Annotated in this window: 18 protein-coding genes; 10 read left to right on the forward strand and 8 right to left on the reverse strand. The window is 72.0% G+C overall.

The window, feature by feature from the left end; translation table 11 throughout:
- Nucleotides 1-42: 42 nt before the first annotated feature.
- Together JYJ93_RS33170 and JYJ93_RS33175 are read left to right on the forward strand one after the other, a co-directional pair.
- Nucleotides 43-921: a patatin-like phospholipase family protein gene (locus JYJ93_RS33170; RefSeq protein ID WP_206798547.1), complete on the forward strand. Its 879-nt coding sequence runs from the start codon at nucleotides 43-45 to the stop codon at nucleotides 919-921.
- A gap of 144 nt (nucleotides 922-1,065) precedes the next feature.
- On the forward strand, nucleotides 1,066-2,667 hold the full coding sequence (locus JYJ93_RS33175) for a S8 family peptidase (RefSeq protein ID WP_206798548.1): 1,602 nt from the start codon (nucleotides 1,066-1,068) through the stop codon (nucleotides 2,665-2,667).
- Between the two features lie 93 nt (nucleotides 2,668-2,760).
- On the opposite strand, the gene JYJ93_RS33180 is transcribed toward JYJ93_RS33175, so the two are convergent.
- From JYJ93_RS33180 to JYJ93_RS33190, 3 genes are all read right to left on the reverse strand, one after another.
- Entirely contained in the window at nucleotides 2,761-3,204 is a 444-nt protein-coding gene (locus JYJ93_RS33180) for a CoA-binding protein (protein WP_206798549.1), read from the reverse strand.
- Nucleotides 3,201-4,103: a hypothetical protein gene (locus JYJ93_RS33185; protein ID WP_206798550.1), complete on the reverse strand. Its 903-nt coding sequence runs from the start codon at nucleotides 4,101-4,103 to the stop codon at nucleotides 3,201-3,203. Before JYJ93_RS33185 ends, JYJ93_RS33180 begins: the two co-directional genes overlap by 4 nt.
- Before the next feature lie 84 nt (nucleotides 4,104-4,187).
- Nucleotides 4,188-4,505 (reverse strand): DUF2795 domain-containing protein, encoded by a 318-nt coding sequence (locus tag JYJ93_RS33190; protein WP_206798551.1) that lies wholly within the window; start codon nucleotides 4,503-4,505, stop codon nucleotides 4,188-4,190.
- Between the two features lie 204 nt (nucleotides 4,506-4,709).
- Here JYJ93_RS33190 and JYJ93_RS33195 point away from each other — a divergent pair, with 204 nt between their 5' ends.
- The 4 genes from JYJ93_RS33195 (at nucleotide 4,710) to JYJ93_RS33210 (ending at nucleotide 8,110) form a co-directional block, all read left to right on the forward strand.
- A complete protein-coding gene (locus JYJ93_RS33195; RefSeq protein WP_206798552.1) occupies nucleotides 4,710-6,305 on the forward strand; it encodes a YiiX/YebB-like N1pC/P60 family cysteine hydrolase in 1,596 nt (531 codons plus the stop codon).
- A gap of 19 nt (nucleotides 6,306-6,324) precedes the next feature.
- Nucleotides 6,325-6,600, forward strand: a complete 276-nt coding sequence (locus JYJ93_RS33200; protein WP_206798553.1) for a hypothetical protein — start codon at nucleotides 6,325-6,327, stop codon at nucleotides 6,598-6,600.
- Between the two features lie 85 nt (nucleotides 6,601-6,685).
- Complete coding sequence (locus tag JYJ93_RS33205) at nucleotides 6,686-7,510, forward strand: transglutaminase-like domain-containing protein (protein ID WP_206800569.1); 825 nt, start codon at nucleotides 6,686-6,688, stop codon at nucleotides 7,508-7,510.
- Between the two features lie 21 nt (nucleotides 7,511-7,531).
- Nucleotides 7,532-8,110, forward strand: a complete 579-nt coding sequence (locus JYJ93_RS33210) for an NUDIX hydrolase (protein ID WP_206798554.1) — start codon at nucleotides 7,532-7,534, stop codon at nucleotides 8,108-8,110.
- On the opposite strand, the gene moaC is transcribed toward JYJ93_RS33210, so the two are convergent.
- From moaC to trxB, 3 genes are read right to left on the reverse strand one after another with little or no spacing between them, the layout of a single operon-like run.
- On the reverse strand, nucleotides 8,107-8,547 hold the full coding sequence (gene moaC, locus JYJ93_RS33215; RefSeq protein ID WP_330166774.1) for a cyclic pyranopterin monophosphate synthase MoaC: 441 nt from the start codon (nucleotides 8,545-8,547) through the stop codon (nucleotides 8,107-8,109). The genes JYJ93_RS33210 and moaC overlap by 4 nt on opposite strands.
- Complete coding sequence (locus tag JYJ93_RS33220; protein WP_206798555.1) at nucleotides 8,544-9,731, reverse strand: aminotransferase class I/II-fold pyridoxal phosphate-dependent enzyme; 1,188 nt, start codon at nucleotides 9,729-9,731, stop codon at nucleotides 8,544-8,546. The genes moaC and JYJ93_RS33220 overlap by 4 nt, the downstream gene beginning before the upstream one ends.
- 39 nt (nucleotides 9,732-9,770) lie before the next feature.
- On the reverse strand, nucleotides 9,771-10,736 hold the full coding sequence (gene trxB, locus JYJ93_RS33225; RefSeq protein WP_120577034.1) for a thioredoxin-disulfide reductase: 966 nt from the start codon (nucleotides 10,734-10,736) through the stop codon (nucleotides 9,771-9,773).
- Between the two features lie 81 nt (nucleotides 10,737-10,817).
- Here trxB and JYJ93_RS33230 point away from each other — a divergent pair, with 81 nt between their 5' ends.
- From JYJ93_RS33230 to JYJ93_RS33245, 4 genes are all read left to right on the forward strand, one after another.
- Nucleotides 10,818-11,039: a hypothetical protein gene (locus JYJ93_RS33230; protein WP_206798556.1), complete on the forward strand. Its 222-nt coding sequence runs from the start codon at nucleotides 10,818-10,820 to the stop codon at nucleotides 11,037-11,039.
- Nucleotides 11,040-11,217: 178 nt separating this feature from the next.
- A complete protein-coding gene (gene radC / locus JYJ93_RS33235) occupies nucleotides 11,218-11,979 on the forward strand; it encodes a DNA repair protein RadC (protein WP_206798557.1) in 762 nt (253 codons plus the stop codon).
- Nucleotides 11,979-12,239, forward strand: a complete 261-nt coding sequence (locus JYJ93_RS33240) for a DUF3006 family protein (protein WP_206798558.1) — start codon at nucleotides 11,979-11,981, stop codon at nucleotides 12,237-12,239. The genes radC and JYJ93_RS33240 overlap by 1 nt, the downstream gene beginning before the upstream one ends.
- Nucleotides 12,240-12,291: 52 nt before the next feature.
- Entirely contained in the window at nucleotides 12,292-14,346 is a 2,055-nt protein-coding gene (locus tag JYJ93_RS33245) for an ATP-dependent DNA helicase RecQ (protein ID WP_206798559.1), read from the forward strand.
- Here JYJ93_RS33245 and JYJ93_RS33250 read toward each other — a convergent pair.
- Both JYJ93_RS33250 and JYJ93_RS33255 read right to left on the reverse strand, forming a co-directional pair.
- Nucleotides 14,343-14,690: a hypothetical protein gene (locus JYJ93_RS33250; RefSeq protein ID WP_206800573.1), complete on the reverse strand. Its 348-nt coding sequence runs from the start codon at nucleotides 14,688-14,690 to the stop codon at nucleotides 14,343-14,345. The genes JYJ93_RS33245 and JYJ93_RS33250 overlap by 4 nt on opposite strands.
- Nucleotides 14,691-14,742: 52 nt before the next feature.
- Complete coding sequence (locus JYJ93_RS33255) at nucleotides 14,743-18,378, reverse strand: tetratricopeptide repeat protein (RefSeq protein ID WP_206798560.1); 3,636 nt, start codon at nucleotides 18,376-18,378, stop codon at nucleotides 14,743-14,745.
- Between the last annotated feature and the right edge of the window lie 3 nt (nucleotides 18,379-18,381).

An 18,381-nucleotide genomic window follows, 5' to 3' on the forward strand; every position in this document is an offset into this window, starting at 1 on the left:
ATTGCGTTGCCTTGAGGCACACCCATCCCGTAAAAATCCGAAATGGCTCCCTCCTCCACGCTCCACTCCCTGCTCGAAGGCAAGCGGTTCGGACTGGTCCTCTCCGCGGGCTACTTCGGGTTCTACGGCCATGCGGGTTTCCTGAAGGGGCTGCACGCCTCCGGCCTGAAGCCCCACGCCTACGCGGGCACGTCCGCGGGCGGGATGGTGGCGGCGTACGCGGCGGCGGGCATGCCCATGCCGCAGTTGGAGGAGCTGGTGCTGCGCCAGACGCGGGCCAACTTCTGGGACCCGGACCCCATTGGCGCGGTGCTGAACGTGGCGTCCCAGGGGCACGGCTTCACGGGCCTGCTCAAGGGCGAGCGCTTCCGGCGCCTCTTGGAGGACACGCTGCCGGTGTCCACCTTCGAGGACCTGCCGCACCCGCTGCTGCTCACCGTGGCCAACCTCACCCACGGCACGCACCAGGCGTTCACCACCGGGGAGCTGGCCCCGCGCGTCCACGCCACCTGCGCGTACCCCGGCCTCTTCCGCGCGGTGCCGCTGGACGGCCAGCTGTTCTGGGACGGCGGCCTGGTGGACAAGGCGCCCGCGCTGTCGCTCCAGGAGAGCGCCATTGGCAAGGACCTGGACGCCATCCTCGTGCACTACCTGCCCAGCCGGACGCGCAAGGTGGTGGGCGGCCCCATGGCCTATCCGCAGGGGCTGGCCGCCGGGTCCGCCGCCCTGAGGCGCGACCACTTCCGCCTCCAGCTCACCGTGCTCCAGACGCGCAACGTGCCCGTCTACGTCGTCGTCTCCAACCTGCCGCCGGTGACGCCGGCCACGCTGGAGCGCGGCTTCGATGCGTTGGATCAGGCCCGGCTGTCCGCCGAGCGCGCCCTGGCCCGGCCCCCGGTGCCGTTCGAGCAGAGCACCTGACCAGAGCCTCCTGGGCCCGCTTGCACGCCCGCCTGTTTCAACGAGGGCCGAATAAACCAACAGGATAGAAATAACAGAATAGCCTGATTTGAATGACAGACCGGCGTGGCATGGTGGGGATGTTGTCCATCCCGGAGGAAGTCCATGCTGAAGTCGACGCTGTCCCCGCTCCGCCTGCGTGGCGCGGTCATGGCTGTGTCCCTGCTGGCGTTGGCCCCCGCTGCTGGCGCCGCCCCCTCGCTGGCGCCGCGCGCGCTCCTCGCGAAGCCCACGGGGCGTGAGCTGCCCGCGGGGACGTTCGTGGAGCGGCTGGTGGTGAAGTTCCACGAGGGCAGCCACGTGCGCCTGCGCGACAACGCGCTGCGCGCCCTGTCCTCGGAGCGCAGCGCGGACGAGCGAGCGCTGCTGTCCGGCCTGCGCCTGGACGCCGCGCGCGTGGAGGCGGACCTGGCGGAGGTGGTGGCGCTGTTGGATCGCGCGCCGCGCATCGGGGCGCTGGACCGGGTGTTCCAGGCGGAGGAGGCCACGCTGGACGCGAGCAAGGCGTCCGGTGAGCGCGCGAGCGGCGAGCAACTGGCGGACCTGAACCTGTACTTCGAAGTTCCGCTGCTGCCCGGCACCACCGCGGACACCGTGGCGGACCTGGTGGCGGCGCTCAACCGCGTGGGCAGCGTGGAGACGGCCTATGCGGCGCCGCCCCCGGAGCCGGCGATGGTGAACTTCGCCATGGAGGCGGGGCTGCGCGCGCTCTTGTCCGCGGCGGACCTGCCGCCCACCACGCCCGCGTACCAGTCCGCCCAGGGCTACCTGGGCGCGGCGCCCTCCGGCATCAACGCGACCTACGCGTGGACGCAGACGGGCGGCCGGGGCACCAACGTGAAGATCGTGGACATCGAGGGTGGCTGGCGCACGTCCCACGAGGACTTCCCCACGTTCTTCCGCATTGGCGGCACGCAGTACAACGACCTGGGCTGGCGCAATCACGGCACCGCGGTGCTGGGTGAAATCGTGGGCGCGAACAACAGCTACGGCGTGACGGGCATCGCCAGCGCGGCGTCGCCGGGCGTGGAGGCCATTGGCGCGCAGAGCGCCGCGAGCGCCATCACCAACGCGGCGGCGGCGGCGGGCGCGGGCGGCGTCATCCTCATCGAGCTGCACGCGGGCGGGCCCTCGGACGGCACGGCCTGCACGTGCAACACGTCCCAGTGCAACTACATCGCGATGGAGTACTGGCAGGACAACTACGACGCCATCCGCAACGCCACCGCCAACGGCGTCGTCGTGGTGGAGGCGGCGGGCAACGGCAGCGCGAACCTGGACGCGGCGGCCTACGGCGGGCGGTTCAACCCGGCCACGCGCGACTCGGGCGCCATCCTGGTGGGCGCCAGCACCTCCACCACGCGCGTGCCCATGTGCTGGACCAACTATGGCCAGCGCGTGAACGTGCACGCCTGGGGTGAGAAGGTCGTCACCACCGGCTACGGCGACCGCTTCGGCAGCGGCTACGGCGAGGACCAGTACTACACGTCCACCTTCAGCGGCACCTCCAGCGCGTCCCCCATCGTCGTGGGCGCCGCGGTCAGCGCGCAGGGCGTGGCGAAGGCCAACGGCCGGCTGCTGACGTCCGTGCAGATGCGCGGCCTCTTGCGCAACAACGGCACGGCGCAGGCCTCCGACAGCCGGCAGATTGGCCCGCTGCCGGACCTGGCGAAGGCCCTGCCCAAGGTCATCTCCGGCAACTACTGAAAGCCTGACAACGGCCGCCGCGACCTCCACGCGCGGCCACGCGGCCCTCCGTGCCTTCGGGCGCGGGGGGCCGTTGTCTTTTCCTGGCCCGGGTCAGCGCCCGCTGTAGCGGCGGTGGTCCACCATCAGGCAGCGGTCCTGCACCACGCGGATGCCGGCGGCGGCCAGCTTCTTCGCCGCGGCGTCGTTGCGGATGCCGGACTGGAACCACACCGCCTTGGGCTTCTTCGCGATGATGTCGTCCACGTGCTGGTCGATGTCACCGGGCCTGCGGAACACGTCCACCAGGTCGATGTCGCCCGGGATGTCCACCAGCTTGCGGTACACCGGCTTGCCAAGAATCACCTTCGCGTCCGGGTAGTAGACGGGCACCGGCACCACGTCCACGCCCGCCTTCGCCAGGTACTCCGGCACGTAGTACGCGGGCTGGGCGGAGTGGTCCTCCGTCTTGATGCCCAGCACGGCCACCCGCCGGGCTTCCTGCACCACGTGCTTCACACCCGCTTCGGTCTCGATGAGGTACTCGTCGTGGCTCATGGCCCTTCCTCCTGGAGCGCTTCCGCCTGGGACTCGGTGGTGAGCGTCAGCGTGCCGCCCGCCCCCACCGCCTTCACCTTCAGCACGCGGCGCACCGGGATGAACCGGGCCCACGCCACCACCTGCTCGCCTTCACACGTCACGCCCTTCAACAGCTCGGGCGAGCCGGCCTCCGCCCACGCGGCCTTGAGCTCCGCCGGGGCGTGTACGGGCAGCGCGTCCAGGCACCTCAGCGTCAGCACCACCGCGTCGCCGAACGTCGTGACCCGCGTGCCCTGCACCGTGCGCTCCAGCAGGAAGACGCGCTCCTCGCCGTTCACGTCCACGGAGTCCACCGCCCAGGTGCGCTGCCCCTCCACCAGGTTGCGCTGGAGCAGCCCCGCGTACTTCGCCTCCCACTCGCGGCGCGTGCGGATCTCCAGCGCCTCCGGGCTGAAGAAGCGCTCCAGCTCCGGCACGCCGGTGCCCTCGGGCGCCACCTGCCGCAGCGCCTCCTGCGCGGCCTCCGGCCCCACCAGCTTCACGAAGGTGCCGTCCGCCGCCAGCTGCATGCGCAGCGTGAAGCGCTCCAGCACGGCGCCGGACAGGGACGGCACGTCGTGCCCGTCATGCACCTGGCGCGGCGTGCGCACGACTTGCGCCACGCGCCAGCCGCCGTCGGACGGGGTGAAGCGCGTCTCGGTGGTGAAGGCCGCCTCGTCGCGCACTTCCGGCTGGCCCTCGCGCTGGAGGGCGCGGGTGGCGCGCACGGATTCGGTGAGGAGACGATCCACGGGGGGCTTGAAGTCCAGACGCACCGGCGGCGGCAGCCCCGGCGCGGGGTTGAGCGGCGGATACCGGGACGTGCACCCGGCGGCCAGCGACAGCAGCAAACAGCTCCACGAGAGGCCCTTACGCATGCGCTCGCGAACGCTGGCAGAAAGCCAGGGCGCCCGCGAGCGTCTTGCAGCGTCGTTGCGTGAAGTGTCAGCGCCCGGGCGACACTAGGGGTGGCGCGTCTCGCCCTCGGAGGCACCCTCGATGCGGTCGCGTCCGATGTTGCGCCGGTCGCGGTCCACGCCATCGTCGTCCTTCAGGCCGTTCATCCCGAAGCGGCGCTCAGCCTCCGCCAGGTCGCGCAGCACGTGCTCACGCAGCATGTACTCCGTCTGTGGCAGGGACTTGAGGATGTTGATGATGTCGACCGGGGCCTCGTTGTCCGCGGCGGCCTCGACGAGTTCCTCGCGCGTCGCCGGGTACTCCACCCCATCCAGGTGCGGGGTGATGGAGCGCGAGGGATCCTCCGCCTTTCCGTAAGCCATCGTGTCTTCCACCTTTCTTGCGCCCGGAGCGTCCAGTGCCCGGACGGCCATCCACGCCTCAACGTGGGGATGACGCCCGCCCCGGGCCACCCTGCCGCGCGCCACCTCCCAAGACGCCGGGCAAGCAGGGGACCGGCCGACTTCCCTGCGTCCGCTTCGGGGTAGAGTCCCTGCGCGCCAACGCCCGCCGGAGTGTCCTCCCTGATGTCCGCAGCCTCCCTGCTCGCCGCCTGGCTCACGTTCGCCAGCCCCCCCGCCGCCCCGCCGTCCCCCGCTCCCGCCGCCGAGCAGGCGCCACGCGACGTCTACGCGCTGGACGACGCCGCCTTCGCCGCCCAGGCCCGCCGCGACCTGGAGACGCTGCGCCAGGGGACCGAGGGGCTGCGCCGGCTGCGCGAGCAGGCCTTCCGCTCCAAGGCGCTGTACCAGCGCGGCAAGGACGTGCCGTACACCCCGGACGAGAAGCAGCTCCTGGTGTCCACCTGGGCCGCCTTCTTCGACTGCTTCGTCTCCACGGAGGTGGTGCGCCAGCGCTACTGGGACTTCCTCAAGGTGCCCGCCCTCACCCAGCCGAAGAAGCACGCCTGGGGCTTCCTGCTCACCCACGCCGCGCTCGCGTCGGAGCTGGCGCAGGGCATGGCCTTCGCGGACCTCACCGGGGGACAGGACCAGCTGAAGGTTCTGCTGGATGAGCCCGGCCCCGAGTACGGCCTGCCCTCGCGCGCCTTCAGCCGCTTCAAGGAGAAGGTCGTCCACGTGGGCACCAGCACGCAGCTCTTCACGGGCGACGGCTACCGCGCCACGCTGCACCCGGTGCTGGCGAAGTCCGGCGTGCTCGACGAGCCGGGCGTCCCCGCGCTCTTCCAGACCATGCGGCAGGACAGCAAGGCGGCCCGCTCGCGCCTCCTGAAGCGCGGCCCGGTGCTCTTCGCCAAGGCCGCCGCGGACCTCACCCAGGACACCACCGCCCGCGCGGTGTTCCCGGTGCAGAAGACGGTGGCGGAGTGGATGGGCGACACGCGCGTGCACCGCTCCGGCAGGCCACTCATCTCCCGGGAGCAGGTGCTGGCGCTCCTGCCGCGCATGGCCCCGGGCGACGTGATGGTCGCGCGGCAGAACTGGTTTCTGTCCAACATCGGGCTGCCAGGCTTCTGGCCGCACGCGGAGCTCTACGTGGGCACCGCGCGGGAGCTGTCCCAGACGTTCGACGCGGACCCGGAGGTGAAGGCCTGGGTGGCCACCCTGCCCGGCCACCCGGAGACGTTCACCGCCCACCTGGCGAAGGCCTTCCCCGCCAAGTGGGCCGAGTACACCGGCAAGGACGCGCACGGGGACCCGCTGCGCATCATCGAGTCCATCAGCGAGGGCGTGAGCTTCACCGGCGTGGAGCACGGCATGCACGTGGACTACCTGGGCGTGCTGCGGCCCCGGCTGTCCCAGCTGGACAAGGCCCGCGCCATCCTGCGCGCCTTCACCTTCCAGGGCCGGCCGTACGACTTCAACTTCGACTTCTTCTCCGACCAGTCGCTGGTGTGCACGGAGCTGGTGTGGAAGTCCTACGCCCCGTCGAAGGACATGAAGGGCCTGGACATCCCCCTGGTGAGCGTGGCGGGGCGCAGGACGCTGCCGGCGAATGAAATCGTGCGCGTGTTCGACGCCGAGTACGGCCAGCCCGGCCGCCAGTTCGACTTCGTCGCCTTCCTGGACGGGCGGGAGGGCCCCGGGGACGCCGTCGAAGCGAACGCCGAGTCCTTCCGTTACACCTACCGGCGGATGAAGTGGGACATCGCCCAAGAGTGAGGCTAGAGGCACACACACCATGACGGAAGAGACGGCGAACGAGTTCCTGGCCCTGGCCTCCCCCCTCTACGAGCGGATGATTGCCCAGCAGCAGGCGAAGGTGCTCAAGCTGGCGCGCGAGGCGGTGCCCAACATCGGGCCGGAGGAGCTGCGCAACCCGCATGACTTCCCGGAGCTGAAGGAGCACCCGACCTTCGAGTTCGAGGACGGCATCCTCGCGGGACTGATTTCAGCCCAGATGGCCCTGCGTGCGGAAATCAAGGGCCGGCTGCCCGCGGCACCGCCGGGCGCATGACGCTCGCCTGCCTGCTTTTGCCGTGAGGAGCATCCGTGGGTTACTGGTGCGCACCGTGAGCTTTCCCTCTGGTTTCGGCCCTCCGCTGGCGCGCGAGCGGCTGGTGTCTTCCCTGGCCGCGGATCCACCGCGGCTGGACCTGGCGGCACTCGCCATCGCGACGTTGGGCCGTGAGGACCTGGATGCTCCGGCGTGTCTCCAGACGCTGGACGCGCTCGCCGCGCGGGTGCAGGTGGAGGCGGAGCGCCTGCGCGAGAAGGGCGAGGCCCTGGCCTCCCTGCGCGCCCTGCGTCACGTGCTCGCGGACATCGAGGGCTTCCGAGGCAACGAGGACGACTACCACTCGCCGGACAACAGCTTCCTGGACCGCGTGCTGGAGCGGAAGGTGGGGCTGCCCATCACGCTGTCGGTGCTCTACCTGGAGGTGGCGCGCCGCGCGGGCATCCCGCTGTACGGCGTCCCCTTCCCCGGCCACTTCCTGGTGGCGTGCGACGCGGGCGACCACAAGCTGGTGATGGACCCCTTCCACCACGGCGACATCCTCACGGAGCACGGCTGCGAGGAGCTGCTCAAGCGCGTGGCGCCGCAGCTCAAGTTCGACCGCGCCATGCTCGCGCCCGCGCCGGTGGAGCTCATCGCGTACCGCATGCTGTCCAACCTGCGCCGCGTGTACCTGGGGCGCGACGACAGCCAGCAGGGACTGGCGGTGGTGGACCTGCTGCTGCTCCTGGCCCCGGACCACCCGGGCGAGCTGCGCACGCGCGCGTCGCTGCTCACCACGCTGGGCGCCTTCCGCGCGGCGCTCAAGGACGTGGAGCGCTGCCTGGAGCTGTCCCCGGACGCGCCGGACCGCGATCGCCTGGAGCTGTCCGCCCGGGAGCTGCGCGAGCGCGCCGAGCTGCTCAACTGAAAGAGAAAGGAACCCCGCCGCATGTCGTCCGCGCCCGAGTCGCCCAAGTCCCCCATCCAGCCCTGGCGGCGTCTGCGCCGGGGGCTCGTGCACGACTTCACGGTGGTGAAGGTGCGCGAGGACGTGGTGGCGGATCCGCGCACGAACCGGGAGCACCCCCGCGTGCACATGGAGTGCGCGGACTGGGTGACCGTCGTCGCGGTGACGAAGCAGGACGAGCTGGTGATGGTGCGCCAGTTCCGCTGCGGCATCGAGGCGGCGACGCTGGAGGCGCCCGGCGGCGTCATCGACCCGGGCGAGGACCCGGCCACGGCCGCCGCGCGCGAATTGGAAGAGGAGACGGGCTACCGCGCCGGGAGGCTGGAGCCGCTGGGCGTCGTGCACCCCAACCCGGCCTTCCAGACCAACCGCTGCCACTCGTACCTGGCGCTGGACTGCGAGCGCGTGAGCGACGGCGACCTGGATGAGGGCGAGGACATCGCCGTGGAGCTGTACCCGCGAGCGGACCTGCCCCGGCTCATCTTGGAAGGCCACATCACGCACTCGCTGGCGGTGGTGGCCTTCCTGATGGAGCGGCTGCGCGCGGAAGCGAAGCGTTAGGCGGGCTCGCGCTCCCAGGTGCCGGAGCGCCCGCCGGACTTGTGGTCCAGCTGCACCGCTTCGATGACCATGCCGCGGTCCACGCTCTTGCACATGTCATAGACGGTGAGCGCCGCCGCGCACGCGGCCGTGAGCGCCTCCATCTCCACGCCCGTGCGGTCCACCGTCTTCACCCGCACGCGGACCTCCAGACCTTCGTCCACGGGCGTGAGCGTCACGTCCACGCCCGCGAGCGCGATGGGGTGGCACAGGGGCACGAAGTCCGGGGTGCGCTTGGCGGCCATGATGCCGGCGAGCCGCGCCGCCGCGAGCACATCCCCCTTCTCAATCCGACCCGCGAGGATGCGCTCGCGCGTCGCGGGCAGCATGCGCAGCCGCGCGGTGGCCACCGCCACGCGGTCCGTCTTCGGCTTGTCGCCGACGTCCACCATCTTCACCGGCCCGCCCCCTTCGCCACCGCGGCGAGCAGGTCGTCCGCCACGTCGTCCGGGTCTTCCAGCCCCACGGACACGCGGATGAGGCTGTCGCGGATGCCCGCCTGGGCGCGCTCCTCGGGCGTCATCCGGCGCGCGCTGGCACTGGCCGCGTGCATCACCAGCGTGCCCACGTCTCCCAGGGACGGGCCGGGCTTCGCCACGCGAAGCGCCTCCAGGAACCGGTCCCCCTCCTTCTGCCCCGCGCCCTTGATTTCGAACGCCACCATGGGGCCGAAGCCGCCCTCCAGCACCCGCGCCGCCACCGCGTGGTCCGGGTGGGAAGACAGGCCCGGGTAGATGACCCGCTCCAGGAGCGGCGAGTCCGAGAGCCGCTTCGCCACGTGGGCGGCGTGCTCGTTGTGGGCCTTCATGCGGACGGGCAGCGTGCGCAGGCCGCGCAGCGTGAGCCACGCCTCGAAGGGGCCCAGCACGTCACCGGACAGGATGCGCGCCGAGCGCAGCGGGTCGATGCGCGCCCTGGAGCCGCTCACCGTGCCGCCCAGCGCGTCGCTGTGGCCGTTGAGCCACTTGCTGGTGGACTGCACCGCGTAGTCCGCGCCCAGTTCCAGCGCGCGCTGGCCGAAGGGCGACGGGAACGTCGCGTCCACCGCGAACACCGCGCCCGCGTCCTTGCAGGCCTGCGCGAGCGCGCGGATGTCGGGCACGCGCAACAGCGGGTTGGAGATGCTCTCCGCCAGCACCAGGCGCGGGCGCCACTCGCGGATGCGCGCGGGCGCGTCCGGGGACGTCACGTCCAGGGGCTTGAGCTCCACGCCCCAGCGGGCGCACAGGTTCTTGTAGAGCGCCCGCGTGACGCCGTAGCCGTCCGTGGGCATCACCAGCACGTCCCCGGCCTTCCACGGCTGCGCGTCGAACAGCGAGCGCAGCGCGGCCATGCCGCTGGCGTAGGCGACGCAGGCCTCCGCGCCCTCCAGCGCCGCCACCGCCTCCTCCAGCAGCGCCGCGTTGGGCGCGCTGATGCGGGCGTAGGCGTAGTCCTTTCCGTCCAGCGCGTCGGACAAATCGTCGCTGCTGTCGAACCAGTTCACCGCCGCCGGGAAGATGGGCGGCATGACGGGCACGGCCTTGCTCCCGGTGAGCCGGGAGCCCGCGTGCACCGCCACCGTCTTCTGCTTCGTCTTCATGCGCGTGTCGTCTCGCTCGGGACGGAAGGGAGGAAGTGACTACTCGCCGTGCTCGATGAGCCAGCGCTCCGCGTCGATGGCGGCCATGCAGCCCGTACCCGCCGCGGTGATGGCCTGGCGGTAGTAGCTGTCCTGCACGTCGCCGCAGGCGAAGACGCCCTCGATGTTGGTGCGCGTGCTGCCCGGAATCGTCTTCAGGTAGCCGCCCTGGTGCGTCTCCAGGATGCCCTGGAACAGCTCCGTGTTCGGCGTGTGGCCAATGGCCACGAACAGGCCGTGCGCGTTGACGAGCTTGCTGTCGCCCGTCTTGAGGTTGCGCACGACGGCGCCCGTCATCCCCTTGCCGTCGCCCACCACCTCCTCCACCGCGGAGTCCCACATGAAGGAGATCTTCGGGTTGTTGAGCGCGCGCTCCTGCATCACCTTGGACGCGCGCAGCGAGTCGCGGCGGTGGATGAGCGTGACGTGGTTGACGATCTTCGCCAGGTACGTGGCCTCTTCCATGGCCGTGTCGCCGCCGCCCACCACCAGCACGTCCTGCTTCTTGAAGAAGGCGCCGTCACAGGTGGCGCACGCGGACACGCCGCGGTTCTTGTAGGTGTCCTCGCCCTTGACGTTCAGCCACTTGGCCGTGGCGCCCGTGGAGATGATGACCGTCTCCGAGCGCACCTGGATGCCGCTCTCGCTCTCCAGGAGGAAGGGCCGCTTGGAGAAGTCCACCTTGGTGACGTTCTCCATGTGGATGACGGTGCCAAAGCGCTCCGCCTGCTTCTGGAAGCGCTCCATCAGCTCCGGGCCGGTGATGGCCTCCGGGAAGCCGGGGTAGTTCTCCACGTCGGTGGTGACCATGAGCTGGCCGCCCGGGACGCGCTGCGGGTGCTCCAGGGTGGGGCCGCCGGCGAACACCACGGGCTCCAGGTTGGCGCGCGCCGCGTAGATGGCGGCGGTGTAGCCCGCCGGTCCCGAGCCGATGATGGTGACCTTCTGGATCTTGTCCTGCGACACGGCGCCTCCTGCGCTCATACGTTGACGGGCCCGGACGGTAACAGACGCCGCCTTCCTGGCCATGATACGAACCTGGACCCCATGGATGCCGCTGTCCTCAAGAAGGTTGCGCTCTTCGAGGGATTGACCCAGGGCCAGCTCGCCAAGGTCGCTCGGACCGCCCAAGCCCGGACCTACACGGCCGGGGACTTCCTGTTCCGCGGCCCGGACATGCCTCCAGGGACGTTCGTCCGCACGCTGAGCGAGCGGCTCCGCGAGACGAACGACAAGATCAAGGCCTTCTTCGCCATCTCCCGCTTCTAGCCGCCAGCCGCGCGCTTCTTGGCTCCTCGCACGCCGGGAGTGCGAGTGGAGCATCGCTGTCCGTCCCGCCGCCGGGCCTCTTCACGCGCCGCTGGACGGGCCCTGCCCTGGCGTCCCGGAGTGGGCCCTGAAGGGCACATGCCTTGCTCAAGCCCGCCGTCGCGTGGACGGAGGCGGGATGGAACAAGGTGGAGAGGCGTGGGTGGAGCCGGGCGAAGGGGAAGCCACGGGTGGCAGGTCGGTGAGGGCGCGCGGCGCGGGACTGGGGGATGCGCGCGAGCGCCTCTTCCGGCTGGGCGCGGAGGCCCTCACCGACCTGGAGCTGTTGGGGCTCCTGTGGACGGAGGGGCTGGGGGACGCGGCGGACGGCGTGGCGAAAGGCGGGCTCAAGGCGCTGGTGCAGGAGGATCCGCGCGTCCTGTGCGCGCGGCGGGGCGTGGGGCCGGCCCGCACGTCCCGGCTGCTGGCGGCGCTGGAATTGGGACGGCGCGCGCAGCGCTCCGCGGAGAAGCGGCCCCGGCTGCGAAATCCGAAGGAGGTGCACGCGTACCTGGCGCCCACGCTGGGCGCGCTGAGGCGCGAGGTGTTCCACGTGCTGTGCTTCAACCCGCGCAACGTGCTGGTGCACGACGCGCGGGTGGCGGAGGGGACGCTGAGCGCGTGCCCGGTGGATCCGCGGGAGGTGTTCGCCGCGGTGCTCGCCTCGCGGGCCACGGCCATCGTGTTCGCGCACAACCACCCGTCCGGAGACCCGGAGCCCAGCGTCCAGGACGTGGGGCTCACGGAGCACCTGGCGCGGGGCGCGGGCATCCTGGGCGTGAAGGTGTTGGACCACGTCGTCGTGGGGGACGGCGCGTTCGTGTCCATGCTGGAGCGGGGCATCCTGCCGGACAGTGAGCGGGAGGGGCGGCGCAAGTGCGTCTCGGGAGGGGACTGGTGATGGCGGCGTGCGTGCTGCTGGGGCTGGGGACGAGCCCCGTGCGGGTGGAGGTGCTGGAGGAGACGCGGGCCCAGGTGGTGCGGACCGACGGCGGGCAGGCGTGCACGGTGGAGCGCTGGCGGCTGCCACCGGGCGCGCGCGAGGGGGACGTGCTCGTGGACGGCCGCCTGGACCCGGAGCGGACGCAGGCGCTGCGGCGCGAGGTGGCGTTGAAACGGGCCGCGTTGGCGGTTCCCCTTCCTCCGGGGCTCGAGCTGTGAGGAGGAGGCGCCGGTGCACACGGAGGGGATTGGCGTTGACGGCCCATCCAGGATGATGAACATGCGCGCGATGACGGAGTCCCTGCCCTTCCTCGAAGATGCCCAGCAGGGACTGGTGCGGCACTTCGGCCTGTCGGAGTTCCGCCCTGGCCAGGCGCCCGTCATCAGCTCCGTCCTCAGCGGCCGCAACACCGTGGTGGTGATGCCCACGGGCGCGGGCAAGAGCCTGTGCTACCAGCTCCCGGCGCTGCTGTTGCCGGGCATCACGCTGGTGGTGTCACCGCTCATCGCGCTGATGAAGGACCAGGTGGAGCAGCTCGCCGCGAAGGGCATCGCGGCCACGTACATCAACTCGTCCCTGTCGGACGTGGAGCGGGCGGAGCGCCTGCGCAAGCTGCGCGCCCGCGAATACAAGCTGCTCTACGTGGCGCCGGAGCGCTTCCGCAGCACGAGCTTCCTGGAGCTGGTGGCCAATCTGGGCGTGGAGCTGCTCGCCGTGGACGAGGCGCACTGCATCTCCCAGTGGGGCCACGACTTCCGGCCGGACTACGCGCTGCTGGGACAGGTGCGCAAGCGGCTGCGGCCCCCGCGCACGGTGGCGCTCACCGCCACGGCGACGCCGGAGGTGCGCGAGGACATCGTCCGGGTGCTCCTGATGAAGGACCCGGCGGTGTTCGCCCAGGGGTTCGACCGGCCCAACCTCTTCCTGGACGTGGTGAACGTCAGCGGGGACGAGGAGCGCCGGGACGCGTGCGCGGGCCTGGCGGCGAAGGGCGGCAGCGGCATCATCTACTGCTCCACGCGCAAGGCGGCGGAAGGGATGCACTCCGCGCTCGTTACGCGCAAGGTGAACGCGGTGCTGTACCACGCGGGCATGGAGGACGACGCCCGCCGCCGAGCGCAGGACGACTTCATGTCCGCGAAGGAGGCGGTGGCGGTGGCCACCAACGCCTTCGGCATGGGCATCGACAAGCCGGACATCCGCTTCGTCGCGCACGCCAACATCCCCCGGGCGGTGGAGGCGTACTACCAGGAGATTGGCCGCGCGGGCCGCGACGGCAACCCCGCCACGGCGGTGCTCCTGTTCAACCACGCGGACGTGTACACGCAGGAGCGCCTCATCGAAGGCAGCCACCCGTCCGAGTCCGTGCTGTCGGACATCTGGGCGCAGCTGCAGGCCGTGGAGGAGTTCGACCGGGGCGTGCACGCGCTCGCGGGCATGGTGGGCGCCAGTGAGTTCGAGGTCTCCGCCGCCCTCAAGATTTTCGAGCGCGAGGGCAAGCTGGAGCGCGGCGGCCGGGGTGAGGGCGAGTACGGAATCACGCTGACGGACAAGGCCGCCAGCGCGCAGCCGCACGCGGCGGAGTCCCAGCGGCTCCTGCGGTCACTGCTGGAGACCTTCCCCGTAGGGCGGCAGGCCACCACGGAGTTGCCCATCCTCGCGCGGCGCACGGGGCTGACGGAGGACGACGTCCGGCACGCGCTGGGCCTCCTGGAGAAGTCGGGCGCGGTGCGGGTGCGCCGGCCGTTCGCGGGGCGCTCCATCCGCGCGCTGGAGCGCGTCCCGTTCCGCGAGCTCTCGGTGGACCTGTCCCGGGTGCGCGAGCAGGAGCGGCTCAACCGGCTGATGCTCAAGCGGATGGCGGACTACGCGTACACGCCGAAGTGCCGGCGCGCGTTCATCCTGCGCTACTTCGGGCAGGCGGACGCGGCGGCGGTGTGCGGCAAGTGCGACCGGTGCGCGGGCAGCATGATGCCCAAGCCGTCCGGTTCGGCTTCGCGCTCCGCGCCGGCCGCGTCCGGGGCGCCGGTGATGGAGTACAGCGAGCTGGCCTCCATGGAGCTGCGCCGCTGGCGCAAGGACCTGGCGAAGGACCTGGGCGTCGCGCCCTTCATCATCTTCAACGACGCGACGCTGCTGGGGCTGTCCGCCGCGCTGCCGGTGGACCGGGAGTCCTTCCTCGCGGTGAAGGGCACCGGGGAGAGCCGCTGGGAGCGCTTCGGCCCCAAGGTGGTGGAGATCTGCCTCATGGCGCGCGCGGCGGGCCATGAGCCGCAGGCCGCGCCCGTGGCCCCGCGCATCCGCAAGGCGAAGTCGCGCCGCTAGCCGTTGCCGGGCGGGGGGCCTTCACCGCCGCCGCGCGTGGCGCGCAGCAGCGCCCAGCGCACCACGGCCATGAGGGCGCCCACCACCAGGGCGAGCAGGAAGATGACGGCCACGGTGACGAGGCCGAAGACGACGCGCACGCCCAGGTCGCTGATGCGGCCGGTGAAGTACGCCTCGCGCAGCGGCTCCATGGCGCGCACCAGCTCCAGCGCCCGCGCCGGCAGCGAGTCGAGCGCCATGGAGAGGCGCTCGAAGAAGGGGGCGTGGTAGCGCCGCCGGATGGACTCCACGACGATGCCCGTCAGCAGGTAGAGCACCGACAGCAGGAAGGCGTTGCCCCACATGACCTTCAGCAGGGGGGAGGACGGGGGCCGCGGGTCGCTCACGTCGACCACGCTAGCGCGACGCCCGGCGCTTGAGGAGCGGAAGGGCCTTCTTCACCCGGTTCGCCTCCGGCGCGCCCCCGGCGAGCTTCAGGAAGGCCTCGTAGGCCTCCACCGCCCGGGGCAGCTCCGCCGACTCGCGCACCAGCACGTCCGCCAGCGCCAGGTGCGCCAGGCCGTCCGTGGGCTCCAGCTCCACGGCCTTGGCCAGCGCCTCGCGCGCGGGGGCCTCCTGGCGCTGCTTGAAGGCCACCAGGCCCAGGGCCAGGTACGCACGCCCGTTGTACGGGGCAAGCCGCACGGCCTCGTCCGCCGCCGCGCGGGCCTCCTTCACGGCCCCGGCGCCCAGCAGCACGCGCGCCAGCGTCACCTGGGCGAAGGCCTTGTCCCAGACGGTGGGCGCCTTGTCGGCCAGGTCCTGCAGCGTGCGCGCCGCGCCACGGCCACCGCCCGGCAGCTGCGTGTACAGCTCGCCCACGCGGCCGCACGTGGCGTCCGGTCCTTCCCGCCGCGCCGCCGCGAAGGCCGCGTCCGCGCTCTCCACCTGCCCCTGGCGCAGGAACGCCTGGGCGATTTCGCAGAAGGTGTCCGGGTCCTTGGAGTCCAGCTTGTTGGCGCGCTCCAGCGCGGAGAAGCCGCCCTTCGCGTCGCCGTTGGCGAACAGGAGCGCCGCGCGCAGCCGCTGCCCCTCCGCGTCGTCCGGCGCCAGCTTCACCGCGCGGCCAGACGCCCCTTCCGCCTCCTTGCGGCGGCCGGACTGGTACAGCGCCAGCGCGAAGCCCTTCTGCGCGGCCGCGCTGCCCGGGTTGTCCAGCTGCCACGCCTCGAACTGCTTCAGCGCCTCCGGGGTGCGGCCCAGCGCCAGGAGCGTGCGGCCCAGGGCGTCGCGGGCCTCGCCGTGCGCGCCGTTGCGCTCCACCGCCTGCGTCAGCGGCTTGAGCGCCATGTCCGGCAGGCCGCGCGACAGGAGCAGCCGCCCCAGCGAGCACGCGCCCTCGTAGTCGCGCGGGTCCTTCATCGCCTCGTCGAACTGGTTCTGCGCCTTGTCGAGCGCGCGCTCGCGCCAGTACACCTGTCCCAGCGCCACGCGCAGGTCCGCGCGGGGCTTCTTGGCCAGCGCCTTCTCCAGCACCTCGCGCGCCTGGGCGCCGTTGCCCTCGTGCGCGTCCGCCAGCGCGAGCCACACGACGGCCTCCGGCGGATAGCGGTCGTTCACGCGCGTCTTGCCCAGCTCCGCGCGCGCGCGCTTCCAGTCCCCGAGCCGCGCGTACGCCGCGCCCCGCACCAGCGACACCTTGCGGCCTCCGTCGGCCTCCAGCCGCTGCAGGGCCTCCTTTTCGCGGTCGCGGTCCAGCAGCGTGCGCCCCAGGCCCTCCTTCGCGGTCTCGCTCTTGGGCTGCAGCTTCAGCGCGGCCTCATAGGCCTGCTGCGCGGCCTCCAGCTTGCCCGCCGCGCGGCCCGCGGCCCCGAGCGCCAGCTGGAAGTCCATGGCCAGCGGCCCCTGCGTGCCCTTGGAGAGCAGGGTGCGCGCCTCGTCGTACTTGCCCAGCGCGGACAGGATTTCGCCGTGCACCAGCTGCTGACGGGGCTGGAGCGCGGGGGGCACCTTCGCGTCCTGCGCGAGCGGCGCCACGTCCGCCAGCGCCGCGTCCAGGTCCTGCTCCAGCGCGAGCCGGCTCTCCGCCATCCCGATGCGGGCGGCGGCGTGCTCCTTGGAGACGTCTCGCGCGCGCTTGAACATCTCCAGCGCCTGCGCGAAGTCCTCGGAGGCGAGGTAGTAGTTGCCCAGCGCCACCAGCGCGCGGACGTTGCCCGGCGACGCCTTGAGCGCGCGGTCGAAGCGGTCCAGGGCCTTCTTCTCGTCCTTGGCGGCGATGAGCAGGCTGCCCGCGAGCGCGTGCACCTCCGTCACGTCGTCCTGCGAGGCGAGCAGCGCGCGGTGCGCGGACTCGCGGGCCCGGTCGTCGGCGACGAGCGCGTTGGTGGCCAGCACCAGGCCGTTGAAGCCGTCCTTCACGCCCGGCTTCTCCAGCGCCTCCAGCGCGAGCCGGCGGTCCTCCGCGTTGGCGCCGTGGTCCAGGTAGCGCAGCGCGTGCGCGTAGCCCGTGAGCGCCCACGCGGCGGGGCTCGCCTCGTCCATGTCTCGCGCGCGTTCGAGCTGGCGGAGCGCTTCATCCAGCGACGCGCCGGTGTCCTGCGCCACGGCGCGCTTCGCGAGCTCCAGCGTCTCCGACAGCGTCTGGCCGCCCTGACGGGAGCGGTAGAGGATGAAGAAGCCCGCGCTCGCGCCCAGGAAGATGAGGGCCACGAAGAGCGCCACGGTCTTCGCGCCATAGCGCTCCAGGAGGGACTGCTTCGCCCGCTCCTTGGCGATCTTCTCGTGCATCTCGCGCTCGTACTTCGCCGCGAGTGCCTCCGTGTCCTTCGCGTTCGCCGCCGCCTTGTTGCGCGCCGCGGCCGCCGCGAGCTCCGTCGCGTCCGGGATGTCGTCCAGCAGCGAGCGCTTGCCACCCGAAGCCGAAGCGACGGGAGCCGGCGTCACCGGCGCGGCCGGGCGAGCCCGCACCGCCTCCGGAGGAGGAAGGTCTCCGAGCAATCCGCCGCCCTGCGACGCGGAGGGTTCATCCGCCGGAGGAGCGTCCGGGAGATCCGCCAGCATCCCGGACTTGCGCCCACGGCCGGTGGCCCCCGGATCCGCCGCCTGCGCGGGAGCGGGAGGAACCTCTAAACCCTGCTCCGGATCCGACGGCGCGGCGGCCACCGGATCCGCGGGGGCGTCCGTACCGGGCTCCTGGCCCGAGGCCAAAGCCCCTTCGCTCGCCGGATCCGCTCCCTCGCCCGACGCCGCACGTCCCCGGCCCGAACCCGGCTCCTGCCCCGGATCCGACGGGCTACCGGACGCAGCCTCCATCGGATTCGCGCCATCCCGTGGCGCACCGAGATCCTGATCACCCGCATCCACGGGGCCCCGCGCGTCCTCCGGCACCGGCGTTCCGGTGGGGGCCGTGGGCCCACCGTGCGCCTCGACGGAGGCGACCCTGGAGGCCGCCTGCGCATCCGTCCCGCCCGCCGGCGTCTCCGTCCGGGCAGCGCGGCGCGGCTCCAGTCCCGCCGCCGCGGCGGCACGCGCCTCGAACGCGGACGGGGCCGCTTCCGGAGCCGGCGGTTCCGGCGCGTCCTCTTCCGGCGCGGCCGAGGGGGTCGCCAGGACGCCCAGGTCCTCGAAGATGGGCGCCGGTCCACCGGACAGCGCCTGCTGGGCCTGGTCCAACCACTGCTTCACGCGCCCGTTGTTGGGCTGCAGCGCCACGGCCTTGCGCAAGATCGGCAGCGCGGAGCGGTACAGCCCGCGCTGCAACAGCACGTCGCCAATGAGGTTGTAGGCGTACGGGTTGTCCCGCTCGATGGCGATGGCCTGGTCGAACTGCTCCATCGCCTCCGCGGGCCGCCCCAGCTGGATGAGCGCCTTGCCCCACAGCACCCGTCCCACGACGGAGGTGGGGTGGTGGGAGATGCCCTGCGTGCACACCTCGATGGTGCGCTGCGCGTCTCCCTTCTCCAGCAGCGCCTTCGCCAGCTCCACGAAGACGGAAGAGGTCGGGTCCTGCCGGAGGAGCTGCTCGTAACGCTCCACCATCGACTTGGCCATGTT

This window comes from Corallococcus sp. NCSPR001 (genome assembly GCF_017309135.1).
Taxonomy (GTDB): domain Bacteria; phylum Myxococcota; class Myxococcia; order Myxococcales; family Myxococcaceae; genus Corallococcus.